Annotated in this window: 12 protein-coding genes; 4 read left to right on the forward strand and 8 right to left on the reverse strand. The window is 66.9% G+C overall.

All coding sequences use genetic code 11. From position 1 onward, the window contains the following. Positions 1-13: 13 nt before the first annotated feature. From C0V74_RS03680 to C0V74_RS03695, 4 genes are read right to left on the reverse strand one after another with little or no spacing between them, the layout of a single operon-like run. Complete coding sequence (locus C0V74_RS03680; protein WP_143250693.1) at positions 14-688, reverse strand: nitroreductase; 675 nt, start codon at positions 686-688, stop codon at positions 14-16. Continuing rightward, a complete protein-coding gene (gene cobT, locus C0V74_RS03685) occupies positions 688-2,508 on the reverse strand; it encodes a cobaltochelatase subunit CobT (RefSeq protein WP_143250694.1) in 1,821 nt (606 codons plus the stop codon). The genes C0V74_RS03680 and cobT overlap by 1 nt, the downstream gene beginning before the upstream one ends. Positions 2,509-2,511: 3 nt before the next feature. Beyond that, a complete protein-coding gene (gene fsa, locus C0V74_RS03690; protein ID WP_143250695.1) occupies positions 2,512-3,168 on the reverse strand; it encodes a fructose-6-phosphate aldolase in 657 nt (218 codons plus the stop codon). Between the two features lie 59 nt (positions 3,169-3,227). Continuing rightward, on the reverse strand, positions 3,228-3,935 hold the full coding sequence (locus tag C0V74_RS03695; protein ID WP_143250696.1) for a DUF4197 domain-containing protein: 708 nt from the start codon (positions 3,933-3,935) through the stop codon (positions 3,228-3,230). 58 nt (positions 3,936-3,993) lie between these two features. Between C0V74_RS03695 and C0V74_RS03700 the strand changes: the two genes are divergently transcribed. The 3 genes from C0V74_RS03700 (at position 3,994) to C0V74_RS03710 (ending at position 8,431) form a co-directional block, all read left to right on the forward strand. Further along, positions 3,994-6,159: a primosomal protein N' gene (locus C0V74_RS03700; RefSeq protein WP_143252144.1), complete on the forward strand. Its 2,166-nt coding sequence runs from the start codon at positions 3,994-3,996 to the stop codon at positions 6,157-6,159. Positions 6,160-6,236: 77 nt separating this feature from the next. After that, positions 6,237-7,778, forward strand: coding sequence for a hypothetical protein (locus C0V74_RS03705; protein WP_143250697.1), 1,542 nt, complete (start codon positions 6,237-6,239; stop codon positions 7,776-7,778). Between the two features lie 23 nt (positions 7,779-7,801). Next, positions 7,802-8,431 carry a glutathione S-transferase family protein gene (locus C0V74_RS03710; protein ID WP_143250698.1) on the forward strand — a complete coding sequence of 210 codons (630 nt, stop codon included), beginning with the start codon at positions 7,802-7,804 and terminating at the stop codon, positions 8,429-8,431. Here C0V74_RS03710 and C0V74_RS03715 read toward each other — a convergent pair. Genes C0V74_RS03715 through C0V74_RS03725 form a run of 3 tightly spaced genes read right to left on the reverse strand, consistent with a single transcriptional unit; the run spans position 8,428 to position 11,198 of the window. After that, entirely contained in the window at positions 8,428-9,360 is a 933-nt protein-coding gene (locus C0V74_RS03715; protein WP_143250699.1) for a CPBP family intramembrane glutamic endopeptidase, read from the reverse strand. The genes C0V74_RS03710 and C0V74_RS03715 overlap by 4 nt on opposite strands. 45 nt (positions 9,361-9,405) lie before the next feature. Beyond that, positions 9,406-10,167, reverse strand: coding sequence for an isocitrate lyase/phosphoenolpyruvate mutase family protein (locus C0V74_RS03720; RefSeq protein WP_143250700.1), 762 nt, complete (start codon positions 10,165-10,167; stop codon positions 9,406-9,408). Continuing rightward, positions 10,164-11,198, reverse strand: coding sequence for a methylated-DNA--[protein]-cysteine S-methyltransferase (locus C0V74_RS03725; RefSeq protein ID WP_143250701.1), 1,035 nt, complete (start codon positions 11,196-11,198; stop codon positions 10,164-10,166). The genes C0V74_RS03720 and C0V74_RS03725 overlap by 4 nt, the downstream gene beginning before the upstream one ends. A 109-nt stretch (positions 11,199-11,307) precedes the next feature. Here C0V74_RS03725 and C0V74_RS03730 point away from each other — a divergent pair, with 109 nt between their 5' ends. Then, on the forward strand, positions 11,308-12,855 hold the full coding sequence (locus tag C0V74_RS03730) for a serine protease (protein WP_143250702.1): 1,548 nt from the start codon (positions 11,308-11,310) through the stop codon (positions 12,853-12,855). Positions 12,856-12,866: 11 nt separating this feature from the next. Here the strand turns inward: C0V74_RS03730 and C0V74_RS03735 are convergent, their stop codons facing one another. Beyond that, positions 12,867-13,694, reverse strand: coding sequence for a TauD/TfdA family dioxygenase (locus C0V74_RS03735; protein WP_143250703.1), 828 nt, complete (start codon positions 13,692-13,694; stop codon positions 12,867-12,869). Positions 13,695-13,846: the final 152 nt, after the last annotated feature.

Genomic DNA, 13,846 nt, shown 5'->3' on the forward strand with positions numbered 1-13,846 from the left:
GCGCCGGGCCGGGTCAATCCCAACCCTCCCACCGCACCGCCTCGTCCAGCGGAGCGCGGGCGACGGAAAACTGGTTTACCGGCGCACCCGGATCGCGATAGCCGATTGCCACGCCGCAGAAGAACGTGTGATCCTGCGGGACCGCCACCACCTCGCGAATCTGCGGGGAGTACACCGCCCAAGCCTCTTGCGGGCAGCTGTCGAGCCCCTCCTCGCGGAGCAGCAGCATGACAGTCTGCAACCACATGCCGATGTCCGACCACTGCGGTGGGCCCATGTATTTCGGCGTATGCACCAGCATCAGCACTGGTGCGCCGAACGCCTGGAAGTTTCGCGCGAACCACTCCAGCCGCGCAGCCTTGTCCTCGCGCGTAATCGCCAGCGCGCCGTACATGTCCTCGCCAACCCCGCGCCGGCGCGTTTCGTAGGCGCCGTCCAGCTCGGGCGGATAGACGTGATATTCGGGCGCATGCGCGGCGCGGCCCTTGGGCAGTTCCTCGGCAACGCGGGTGATGAGGCGGGAGAGCGGCTCGCCAGCAAGGACCACCCCGTGCCACGGCTGCGTATTACCGCCGGACGGCGACCGCTGCGCTTTTTCCAGCACGCGCTCCAGCAGGGCTCGGTCGACGGGTTCGTCCAGGAACGCGCGAATGGACCGCCGGCTTTCGACCGCTTCCGATACGTCCATCAATCCACCTCGAACAGTTCGGCGAGCTGCTCGGTGATCGTGCCGCCAAGCTGCTCCACGTCCATGATCGTCACCGCCCGCCGGTAATACCGCGTCACGTCATGACCGATGCCGATCGCGACCAGCTGGACTGGCGATTGCTTCTCGATCCAGTCGATCACCTTGCGCAGGTGCTGTTCAAGGTACCCCGCGCTGTTCACGCTCAGCGTGGAGTCGTCGACCGGCGCGCCATCGGAGATGACCATCAGGATGCGGCGATCCTCGGGCCGGGCGAGCAGGCGGTCATGCGCCCACAGCAGCGCCTCGCCGTCGATGTTCTCTTTCAGCAGCCCCTCGCGCATCATCAGGCCCAGATTGCGGCGTGCCCGGCGCCACGGTTCGTCCGCCTTCTTGTAGATGATGTGGCGCAGGTCGTTGAGGCGGCCGGGCTGTGCGGGCTTGCCGTCGGCCAGCCACGCCTCGCGGCTCTGCCCGCCCTTCCACGCGCGGGTGGTGAAGCCGAGCACTTCGGTCTTCACACCCACGCGCTCCAGCGTGCGCCCCAGGATGTCGGCGCTGATCGCCGCGATCGAGATCGGCCGCCCCCGCATCGAGCCGGAATTGTCGATCAGCAGCGTGACGACGGTGTCCTTGAACTCCTGCTCGCGCTCGACCTTGTAGCTGAGCGAATGGCCGGGGCTAATCACCACGCGGGCGAGGCGCGCGGCATCGAGCAGACCTTCCTCCTGGTCGAAGTCCCACGACCGATTCTGTTGTGCCATCAGCCGCCGCTGCAGCCGGTTGGCGAGCCGCGTGACCACGCCCTGCAGGCCGGTCAGCTGGCTGTCGAGGTACTGCCGCAGCCGGTCGAGTTCGTCGGCATCGCACAGTTCGGTCGCTTCGACGACTTCATCGAAGCGGGTCGTCCACGCCTTATAGTCGAAGCCTTCGGGAATATCGGTCCACGGACGGTTCGGCCGGACGGGCATCATCCCCTCCTCGCCTTCGTCGCCCGGCTCACCTTCGGCGGTATCCTGCTCCGAGGTCATCTCGGTGTCGGATACCCCGTCGTCGTCACCTTCCGACATTTCGCCGGCCATTTCGGTGGACTGCGGGGTGCCCTCGCCCTGGTTCTCGTCTTCGCCCTCGTCCTGGTCCTCTCCTTCGGGCTCCTCGCCATCATCGCTATCATCGGAAGGCTGATCGGTGTCGTCGGGCAGCGTCAGGTCGAGGTGACGCAAGAGGTCCAGCGCCAGACCCTGGAACGCCTTTTGATCGTCGAGCGACAGCGCCAGAGCCTCGAAATCCGCGCCCGCCTGCTCCTCGATCCATCCGCGGACCATATCCACGCCGGCGGCGGCGCGCCGGGGAATTGCTTCGCCGGTCAACTTCTCGCGCAGGATCAGTCCCAGCGCGCTGGCGACGGGCACGTCTTCGGTCCGTGTCGCGCGAGAAATGGGATCGGAGTTGGTCCGCAGTTCGGTCGCCGCGCCAAGGTTATCGCGGATGCCGCTGAAGCTATTCGCCCCCAACGCCTCGTAGCGGACGCGCTCCACCACATCGAAGCACTCCCGCGCGGTCGGCTCGGGCGGCATGGCTCGGGCGTGCATCGCCTCGTCATGATGGCGCAGTTTGAGCGAGAAGCTGTCGGCGAAGCCCCGTGCCTCCCGCGCCTGATCGACCGGCACGGAGCGGCCCGGGAGCGGCACGCGGAAATGCTTGCCGCGAGCGGTGGGTGCATCCGCGCTCCACGCAACCTCCACCTCGGGTTCGTGCGCCAACGCGCGGCTGGCGCCGGTCAGCGCGTGCTTGAAGCGATCGAGAGGGGTTTCGTCGGCCATCGCTTACTTGATGATGCTCTGCCCGGTCTTGGCCCAATCGGCCATGAACCCCTCGATGCCTTTGTCGGTCAGCACGTGATTGGCGAGACTCTTGATGACCGCCGGCGGCGCCGTCATCACGTCAGCGCCGATGCGCGCCGCTTCCAGCACATGGATCACGTGGCGCACGCTCGCGACCAGGATTTCGGTGCGGAAATCGTAGTTGTCATAGATCAGGCGGATGTCGCTGATCAGCTCCATGCCGTCGAAGCCATTATCATCGTGCCGGCCGACGAACGGGCTGACAAACGTGGCCCCGGCTTTCGCCGCGAGCAGCGCCTGATTGGCCGAGAAGCACAGCGTCACGTTGACCATCGTGCCTTCCCCGGTGAGCGCGCGGCAGGTCTTCAGGCCGTCGATCGTCAGCGGCACCTTGATGCACACATTGTCGGCGACCTTCCGCAGCACTTCCGCCTCACGCATCATGGTCGCGTGATCGAGCGCGACCACCTCGGCACTGACCGGGCCGTCGACGAGGTCGCAAATCTCCTTAGTCACTTCCATGAAGTCGCGGCCCGACTTGTGGATCAGCGACGGATTGGTGGTGACCCCGTCCAGCAGGCCTGCCTCTGCGAGTTCGCGGATCGCGTCGATCTCTGCGGTGTCGGCGAAGAACTTCATGGTGGCGGCGCTCCCGGGAATGATTCCCGGCAAGCCTTAGCCACCACTGCGCAGGCAGGCTAGAGCCGCGCGCCCACGCCGAACGTGCCGATGATCAGCGGATCGCGCGTCGCCTGCGGATTAGCGCGGATCGCCTGTTCCTCGTTGCCGATTTCGTTCCAGATGACATCGTCCACCCGGGCCGAGAAGTTGCGCGCGACCTGAGGGATATCGACCCCGCTCAGCGCCGCTAGTGCCTGCCCGACCAACGGGTCGTTCGCCAGGCGCAGACCGCTGCCGACGCCGGGCAGCATCGCATCGATCAGGGCAGTGCCCATGTTCTGGCGCAAGAAACCCGTGGCGGCCCTCGGTCCGCCGCGGATCAGGTCAATCGCGTTGGCGTAGCCGATGGTGCGCACCGTATCAGCGACAACCGGCGCCGCCCGCTGTGCAGCATCAAACGCAATTGGCGCGAGTGCGTCGGCCAGTCGGTCCTTGAACAAAGCGGAGGTGAGGATGCGATTGAGGACTCCGCCCCGCGCGCCGAGGAACTGGTCGAAGCCGATTGCGGCAACCTGCTGATCCCAAAACCCGCCCTGCGAGGTCATGCGATCGAACGCGCGGCCGGTGGAAAGATACAGCAACCGGGCGATCGCGTCGGTGAAGCTGAAGCCGCCGCCGAAGCCGGTGGTGCAGGCTGGCAGCATCAGCGCACCCGCAGAAACGCCCAGGCCCGCGATGAACTTGCGCCGGTGCAGAACGGTCGGCGAATCAATCCAATCGGTCATTGCAAGGTTCCTCTCCTTGCCGCCCCACCCCGGCGGTGCCCATATGGGCCGAACTGATATGAACCGCGCCCGACTGCTGATCTTCAACGCCGCGCTTGGCCCGCTTGACTACCGCGTTCCGGAAGGGATGAGCGTCGAGCCGGGCTCGGTCGTCGTGGCACCGCTCGGTCCCCGGCAGATCGTCGGGATAGTCTGGGAAGCGGAACGGCTGCCCGGGAGCGAGGTTCCGGAGGCCAAGCTACGGCCCTTGCTGGCGGTCCTTCCGGTCCCCCCGCTGAAGGCGGAACTGCGCCGCCTGCTGGAATGGTCGGCGGAATACTACTGCGCGCCGCTCGCCTCGGTCGCGCGCATGGTGCTGGCAAGCGGCGGCGCGCTGCGCGGACCTGCAACCATGACCGAATACCGCCTGTCGGGCGGGGTGCCCGAACGGATGACCCCGCAGCGTCAGTCGGCGATCGACGCGCTGGAGGGAGAGCAGGCCACGATCCGCGAACTTGCCGGCATCGCCGGGGTGAGCGAGGGTGTGCTGCGCGGACTCGTCAGCCAAGGGGTGCTGGAGCCGATCCAGGTCGACTGCGACCGCCCCTATCCAAAAGCACGCGCGGATTTCGCGGCACCGGAACTGTCGCACGCTCAGGCCGAAGTGGCCGAGCGGTTCGTCGCTGCAGTCAAGGCGCACGCGTTCGCGCCGTTCCTGCTCGATGGAGTGACCGGATCGGGCAAGACGGAGTGTTATCTGGAGGCGGTCGCCCAGGCCTTGGAAGCCGGCCAGCAAACGCTGGTCCTGTTGCCCGAGATCGCGCTAACCGAGGCATTTCTGCGCCGGTTCGAGGATCGCTTCGGCGCGCCGCCGGTGGTGTGGCACTCCAGCCTCAAGTCGACCGAGCGCCGCCGCGCATGGCGGGCCATCGCCGCCGGCACCGCGCAAGTCGTGGTCGGCGCCCGCTCCGCGCTGTTCCTGCCGTATGCCAACCTCGGCCTGATCGTGGTGGATGAGGCGCACGAGGTGAGCTTCAAGCAGGATGAAGGTGTGCGCTACAACGCGCGCGACGTGGCGGTGATGCGCGCGCGGTTCGAACAGCTGCCGGTCATCCTCGCCAGCGCCACGCCGGCTCTGGAAAGCCTGCAGATGGCGGAGAGCGGCGTGTACGAGCGCCTGGTGCTCGAAGATCGTTTCGGCGGGGCGCGGTTGCCCGATATCGATACGCTGGACCTGACAGTGGAAAAGCCTGCCCGGGGCCGGTGGCTTGCCCCGCGGCTGGTGGAGGCGATGGAGGAGCGGCTCGCCCGCGGTGAGCAGTCGCTGCTGTTCCTCAACCGCCGCGGCTATGCTCCGTTGACGCTGTGCCGCAACTGCGGGTTTCGCTTCCAGTGTCCGAACTGCAGCGCCTGGCTGGTGGAGCATCGCCTGTCGCGGCGCCTCGCTTGCCACCACTGCGGGCATGAAACTCCCCCGCCCCCCGCCTGCCCCGAATGCGGCGAGCTCGATTGCCTGGTCGCGTGCGGCCCGGGCGTAGAGCGGATCGCCGACGAAGTTGCCGAGATCATGCCCGATGCCCGCGTGGCGGTCGTCACCTCCGACACGGTCAACTCGCCCGAACGAGCAGCGGAGTTCGTCGCCCAGGCCGAGGCGGGCGCGATCGACGTGATCGTCGGCACCCAGCTGGTGACCAAAGGATTCCACTTTCCCGAACTGACCTTGGTCGGAGTGGTCGATGCCGATCTCGGCCTTGAAGGCGGTGACCTGCGGGCGGCCGAGCGCACATACCAGCAAGTCGCGCAAGTCGCCGGGCGGGCCGGACGCGGGGCCAAGCCGGGCGAAGTCCTCATCCAGACCCGCCATCCGGACGCACCGGTCATCGCAGCCTTGGCCGGGGGCGACCGCGAGGCGTTCTACGAAGCCGAAACCGAGGCCCGCCGCCACGCCGGTGCCCCGCCCTTCGGCCGCTGGGCGGCGATCATCGTTTCGAGCGAGGACGAGGCCGAAGCCAAGGAAGCTGCGCGAATGATCGGGGGCACCCAGCCAAATGCCCCGGACGTCGCAATTCTCGGCCCTGCGCCCGCGCCATTGAGCCTGCTTCGCGGCCGTTACCGCTACCGCCTGTTGATCAACGCGCGGCGCAGCGCGCAGGTTCAGGACGTGATCCGCGACTGGCTGGCCCCGCTGCGATTTCCCCAAGGCGTCCGCGTGTCGATCGACATCGATCCCTACAGTTTCGTGTAAGTGCGAGCTGTGCCTTTTCACCGCCGACTGGCTGTGTAACAATGGTGATCCCAGGGGACAGGGATCGCACTCCTATGATGAAATATCTTATCGGCGCCGGCGTCGGCCTGCTTGCAGCCGTGCCCGCAACAGCCGCGGACAAGTGGATCGAGGCGAAGAGCGACCACTTCATCGTCTATTCGGAAGGGACCGAAGCGGACGCGCGCACGCTTGCCACCAATCTGGAACGGCTGGACGGCGCGCTGCGGATGATCCGGGGCATGTCGACCGTCAGCAAGGAGGTGCCGGACGCCATCAAGCTCACGGTGTACCAGTTCGGCGCGACGTCCGACATCGGCATGCTGGCCGGACAGCGCGGTGTCGCGGGGTTCTTCATCCCGCGCGCCGGACGTTCGGTGGCATTCGTGCCCTTGAAGCAAGACCGCGACACGGGCCTTGGCACGCGAACCGATGGGCGCGACATCGACCCGGCGAAGGTACTGTTCCATGAATATGCGCACTATTTCATGTACCAGCATTCTGCCGCGGCTTACCCCTTCTGGTACAGCGAAGGGTTCGCCGAGCTGTTCGGCACGCTTCAACTGACGGACAACGGCTTCAATCTCGGCGAACCGCCCGAGCACCGCGTGAGCACGCTGAAATCCTCACTAGTGGACGTGCGCAAGCTGTTCGATCCGCCCAAGGAAGGCGATTACTCGCTGGTACAGCGGCAGTACGCGCAAGGCTGGCTCGCATCGAGCTATCTGACGTTCGAGCCGAGCCGCAAAGGCCAACTGGCCGATTATCTGCGACGGCTGATCGCGGGGGAAGCCAACCTCACCGCGGCCGAACAGGCATTCGGCGACCTCGACAAGCTGCAGACCGAACTGAATGCCTATATGAAGGGCCGGGTGCGGGCGATGGGCGTCACCTATACCAATTTCGTGCCGCCCAAAGTGGCCGTGCGCGAGGTGACGCCGGGCGAAGCGGCGCAGATGCGCATGCACATCCGCAGCAGCCGCGGCGTCACGCGCGGGACCGCTCGCGGGATGGTCGGTCAGGCGCGGGCCCTGGCCGCCCAGTACCCCACCAGCTTGCCGGTTCTGCTGGCGGCGACCGAGGCGGAATTCGACGCCGAGAACTACCCCGAGGCGGAGGCCATGGCCAAGCGGGCGCTGGCGGTGGACCCGAAGTCGGAGAAAGCGCAGCTCTATGTGGCGGGCGTGCATCTTGAACGGGCGAAAACGGATCCCGCCGCGTTCGGCGCTGCGCGCGCGGCGTATGTGGCGGCCAACAACGCGAATCCGAACCATCCGGAAGCGCTGGCAGGCTATTATCGGACGTTCGTGCTGGCGGGGGAGACGCCTCCTGAAGACGCTCTGATCGCTTTGGAGAAGTCGTTCGAACTCGCTCCGTTCGACAGCCAAACGCGGATGACCCTGGCGCACCGGCTGTTGCTTGAAAATCGCGACAAGGAGGCGCTTATCCTGCTTGCCCCCATCACCAACGATCCGCACAGCGGCAAGCGCGCCGAGCGGTACCGCGCGCTGGTCGACAAGTTGAAAGCGGGCGAACGCGAGCCGTTGATCGCCAAACTCACGCCCAAGAACGGCGCTGAGGACGAAAAAGACGACGGCTGACCCAGGCCCGGCAGGAGAACGAAATGCTGACCGTCCACCACCTGCGGATCTCGCAATCCGAACGCATCGTCTGGTTGTGCGAGGAACTGGGCCTCGAATACGATCTGAAGCTGTACACGCGGCGGAGCGACAACAACCTCGCCCCCGACGACTACAAGGCGCTTCACCCGATGGGCATCGCCCCGGTGATCACCGACGGCGATTTCGTGCTCGGTGAGAGCGGCGCGATCTGCGAATACATCGACCGCAAGCACGGGGGCGCGCGGTTGTCTCCGGGACCGGATCATCCGGACTTCGCCGGGCACCTGTTCTGGTTTCATTTTTCCAATGCGACGTTCATGACCAACGGCATGATGGCGCTGGTCGCCGGGCGGATGGGCGGCGAAACGCCGGAGTTCGTCGCGGGCCGGGTCGCGAAAGCCTGGGCTCTGGCGGAAGCTCGCCTGGCAGATGCGGACTTCTTCGGCGGCTCCCAGCTGACCACGGCGGACATCATGATGGGGTTCAACCTCACTACCTCGCGCATGTTCGGCGGGGCGGACCTGGCGTCGTTTCCCAACATTGCGGCCTATTTGAAGCGGATCGGCGAGCGCCCCGCCTATCGTCGCGCAATGGAAAAATGCGAGCCGGGGATGACGCCGAAGCTCGACTAGCTTTCGCTGGTCTGCATCTGGTTCTGCCGCGCCAGGCGCCGGCGCACCCACCACGGTTGGACCAGGTTACCCGCTCGCACCGCCCGATAGACGAACCACATACCCAGCGGTGTCGCCAGCGCCAGCGCGATGACCGATGCTTCCAGCCCGAAGGGGCCGCCCGAAAGCAAGACCGGACCGGCAGGGTACGATTCGACCAGCCCATCGACTTGGAAGCCTGAGACCGGCACGTCCCAGATATACCCCTGGGCAAAGTTCCATCCGAAGTGCAGTCCGATCGCCAGCCACAGGTTGCGCGTCAGCATGTACGCGCCGCCCAGCATGACCCCGGCCTCCACCGCGATCGAAAGTGAGGAGAACACCGTCGCGTTGTCGTTTCCGAGGTGCCCCAGCCCGAACAACGCCGAGCTCAACGCCAGCGCGAACCAGCTGCCGCCGAACTGCTCGAGGAAGCGGAACAACACTCCGCGTGCGAGAATCTCTTCGAAAATGCCAGCCTGCAAGCCGGCCGCGAACAGCAGCATCGGCAAGCTGGTGCTACCGCCCCACCCTTCCAGCCTGTATGCGCCCATCAACGCGGCGACGCCCACGATGAGGCTCATGAGCAGCGCGGCAATCAGGGCTCCGCGTGGCGCGTCGAGCCACTGGCGATCGAAGGGCAGTTCGTCCACAGGCTGCTCACCCAACCGGGCGATCACCAGCTTGTACGCCGCGATGGCCACTGCCACCGTGCACAGCGCGATGAGCGGCGCGTCGACCCACGAGGGCAATGTTTCGAGTGGTAGCACCTGCAGTATCGGCGCCAGCAGCGCGATGGGAACCAACAACACCAGCATGGCCAGAACCAGCGCAACGAGCGGAAAATCGATGACGCGCCGCCATAGCGGCTTGGTCGACGCTGCAACGCTGGTGACTGGTTGGCTATCCATTGTTGGTTCCCCCGCCCAGCAGCACGCACGCAGGTTGGCGCCGAGTCAACCGGCGTAAGGCGGGTTTCCGTCGGCGAACACGGCGGTCGCCTGTTGCTCTAGCCAGGTCATCGCCGCCGCCCACGGCCCATGACCGAAGCTGATCCGCGCGACCCCCAATGCGCCGAGCTCAGCGGTCGTACCGCGGCCGGGCGCCCACAGGATGTTCACCGGCAGGGGTGACCGTTCGCAGATCCGCGCGATGGTCGCATGGTCGCCAAGGAACGGCACGAACAGGCTGCCGGCACCGGCATCGGAAAAGGCGCTCGCCCGCTCCACCACCGCATCGATCAGGGCGGGCGTGTAGTCATGGGCCTTCTTGCCGAAGTAAACATCGGTTCGCGCATTGACGTGGATGCCCGCCGCTGCGGCTGCCGCGACCCGCGCCGCCGCGGTATGCACCGGCAAAAGCTCGCCGGCGCCCGGCATGCGATCCTCCAGGTTGATCCCTGCCGCGCCCGCTTCGCGCGCCAGTTGCACCGAGCGGGCAACCTCTTCGGTGCTGTCGCCGTATCCCGCTTCCATGTCGATGGTCACGGGCAGATCGGTGACCGTCACAATGCGCCGCAGGTTTTCTAGCGCCACTTCAAGCGGCAAGGTCTCGCCGTCCTTGAATCCGTTGGTCTCGGCGACCGCATAGCTGCCAGTCGCAATGGCTTTGGCGCCCGCGCCTGCCACGACCTTTGCCGAGCCAGCGTCCCAGATGTTGAACAGAACCAGCGGATCGCCCGGAACGTGCAGCGCCCGGAATTGATCGACCTTGTTCATGAATCCGCTCCTTCTCGTTTCAGCAACTCGCGCTTGCGCGTGAGCCCGTAGGCGTAGCCGCCCAGATCGCCGCCGGTGCGGATCACGCGGTGACACGGGATCAACACGGCCACGTTGTTGCGGGCATTGGCGCTGCCCGCCGCGCGGATCGCTCTGGGATTGCCCGCAGCAGCAGCAATCTGCGCATAGGTGCGCGTCTCGCCGGACGGGATCTCGCGCAGCGCCTTCCAGCATGCCTCCTGAAACGCGGTGCCCCTGACATCGAGGGGGATGTGCGCTGAGTCGCCGGGCGTCTCCACCGCCGCGATGACTTGGCTGAGCAGAGCCTGGAATGCCTCTCCCCCTTCCACCAAGTCGGCGCGGGGGAACCGGCGCGCCAGCGCGTCCGCTCCTTCCTCGAACGACAGGCGGCAAACCCCCCGCTCCGTCGCGGCGACCAGCATCTGGCCCAGCGTCGTGCCGACGATCGCCCAATGGATCGTCACGCCGCGCCCGCCGTTGGCCCATGCGCTCGGCTGCATTCCCAGCCGGGCGTTGTCGTAGAAGCGGCTGGGGCTCTCGTAGCCTGCCTGATAGATCGCCGCCGTGACGCTGCCTTCGCTGGTCAGCGCCGAACGGGCGCGCTCCTCGCGCAATGCGCGGGCATAGGCGGCGGGGGACAAGCCGGTAGCGCGGGTGAACACGCGCTGGAAATGGCTTGGCGAGTAGCCGGTCAGCGCCGCCAGCTCGTCGAGCTTCGGCAGGCCCGAACTGGCCTTGATCTCGTCGATCGCGGCCACCACCGCCGCCTCGTCCCGCGCAACCGCGTTCGGCAGGCAGCGTTTGCAGGCCCGCAAGCCCGCCGCCTCGGCCTCCGCCGCCGTCGCATAGAAGCGCACGTTCTCGCGCCTGGGCGCCCGCGCGGGGCAGCTGGGCCGGCAATAGATGCGGGTCGAATGAACCCCGGTGACGAAGCGGCCATCGTAGCGCCGGTCCTTGGCCATGGCGATGGCCCATTGCTGCTCGTCGGTGAGTGCTTCGTCATGATCCATCGCTGTCTCCACGGTGCCAGACTTGGCTGCGGCTGAACAGGTAGCGTGCCACGATGGGCTGCGCTTCCCGCCGCTTGCGGTCAATGTCGCAGCCCTTCACAAGCCGCCCATGCATCGCCTGTTTGCCGCCGTCTTCGCGCTGGTCCTTCTCTCGATCCCCGGCGCAGGCCGGGCGGACCCCGCCGACATCGCCGCCGCCGCGCGGGGTGTGGTGCGGGTGGTGATCATGAATACCGAGGGCGATCAGGTCTCCCCTATCAGCCATGGCACCGGGTTCGCGGTGGGACCCAACCGAATCGTCACCAATGCCCATGTCGTGCTCGACGCGATGCAGGACGATACCCTGCGGATCGCCATCGTCCCGCCGGATGGCGATGCCGCCGATTACGCGACGGTCATCGCCGCGTCCGCCGCCAAGGACCTCGCCCTGCTGGAGACTACCGGGACGCTGCGCCTGCCCAGGTTGACGATCAGCGGCACCGCCGCCAGCGATGGTGAAGAGGTGACGGCGGTCGGTTACCCGATGAACGTCGACCGGGCGCAGGGGCTCGACCTGCCCGACCTGTTCCGTCCCCAGCCTCCGGTGAAGAGCCGCGGTTTCATTTCGGGCGCACGGCCCTCCCGCGATGTGGACACCCTGCTCCACACAGCACCGATCGCTCGGGGAAATTCAGGTGGGCCGCTGCTGGACAGTTGCGGGCGCGTGCTGGGGGTCAACAGCTTCGGAACCACGTCCGAAGACGGGTCGGACGCCGAGTTCTCCTTTGCCGCGTCCGACCGGGAGTTGCTGCCGTTCCTCAAGGCCGCGGGCGTGGAGCCGGCGATCAACGCGCTGCCCTGTCGCTCGATGGCGCAGCTCGATGAGGAAGAACGCGCCCGCCTTGCCGAGCAACAGGCCACCGCCCGCGCCCGGTTGGCTGACCGGGCCGAGGCCAGCCGCGAAGAGCGGGAGCGCGCCCAGCTCGAGGCGGAGATGTCGGTCCTTAACGATCGCGAGAACGCGATGGCGATCGCCGCAGTGCTGTTGCTGGTGGCTGCCGGCGCGGGGTTCTCCGCCTTCAACCTGCGGACGCGCGAGGATGGCGGCAAGGGCATGCGTATCGCCGGGGCCATCTCGGCTGCCGCACTGGTCGCGGCGCTGGCGGTGTGGTTCACCCGGCCCGGCCTCGACGCGATCGATCGACGGGTCAGCGATCTCCTCGCACAAGAGGTTCAACCTGCTTCCGATGGCGACGGAAAGACAGACCCTGCGGCGACCGAACTGACCTGCACCCTCCAGCCGGACCGCAGCCGGATCGTCAGCGAGCCGCCGGCCGACCTGGACTTCGCGTGGAACCCGAACGGCTGCGTCAACCGGCGCACCCAATATGGGTTTGCCGGCGGCCAGTGGAGCCGGCTGTTCGTGCCGAACGACGAGGATGCGATTTCGGTCAACAGCTTCGACCCCGAAGCCCGAACGTTTCGCACCGATCGGTTCGCGCTGAGCCGGTCGGCCATGGTCAAGGCTCGCGAGGCTCGTGCGAAGTACCAGGCGCCGGCCTGCGGGAGCGACGACGCGGCGAGCAAGCTGGGCGAGATGCAATCGAGCGTCGCCGCGCTGCTTCCGGCACAGGCGAACGAGCGGCTGGTCTACAGCTGCCGGGCCCGGAAAGACTGAGCGAGGCGGGACTAGGCGGCCAGCGCCTCTCCGGTCAGGGTGATGCGGTGCATTTCGCGGGCGTGGCCGTGGTAATCGTTCATCGCGTAGTGCCACGTGGTCCGATTGTCCCAGATTGCCACGGTGCCATCCCGCCATTCGACCCGGCCCTGCAACTCCTCGCGCATGGCGTGGGCCCACAGGCGCTGGAGCAGCGGCAGGCTGTCCGCCCGGCTCCGGCCGACGGTGTTGAGGGTGAACGACGGGTTCACATAGAGCAGCCGGCGCCCGGTGCGCGGGTGGCGCACCACCAGCGGATGGACGGCGCCGGTCTTGAGGTCCTGCCCGCGCAAGGTCGCGCCCTGATCGGTCTGGGCATAGACGCCGTCCGGCGAATAGATGTGGTCGGCGGTGTGGAAGGCGCTCAACCCTTCGATCTCCGCCTTGGTGCCGTCGTCCAGCGAATCGTATGCCTCGCCCATGTGGATGAACAGCGTGTCCCCGCCTTTCGGAGGCAGGGTGCGCGCTACCAGGATAGAGCCCATCGCCGGCACCTGATCGTACGAATGATCGGTGTGCCACCCGCCGCCGATGTTGGTGGTCTGTTCGGGCGTCTTGCCGACGATGGCGATCTCCGGATGCTCGCCCTCCAGCGGGAAGTAGTTGTTGATGTCGATCCCGCCCCAGCGGTTGGCGAGCGCGATGTGATCTTCCGGAGTCAGCGTCTGGTCGCGCAGCACCGCCACGCCCTTGTCCCACACCAGCGCCTTGAGGTCGTCGAGCGCTGCCCCGGCCACGGTCGCAAGGTCCACCCCGCGCACTTCGGCGCCCACCCGGTCCGCCAGCGGAAACCATTCCATCGTCTCTCTCCCATTCGCCCGTGCTGCAGGTTTACTCCACCTCGGGCGCGCGCGCAAAACCTTCGGGGCCCGCGCCCGGTTGCGTTGTTGGAGACCCGGTGATAGGGGCGCGCCAGCCATCCCCGGGCAGCCTTGCGGTTGCTCCCTCGCGG

This window comes from Altererythrobacter sp. TH136 (assembly GCF_007065885.1).
Taxonomy (GTDB): domain Bacteria; phylum Pseudomonadota; class Alphaproteobacteria; order Sphingomonadales; family Sphingomonadaceae; genus Tsuneonella.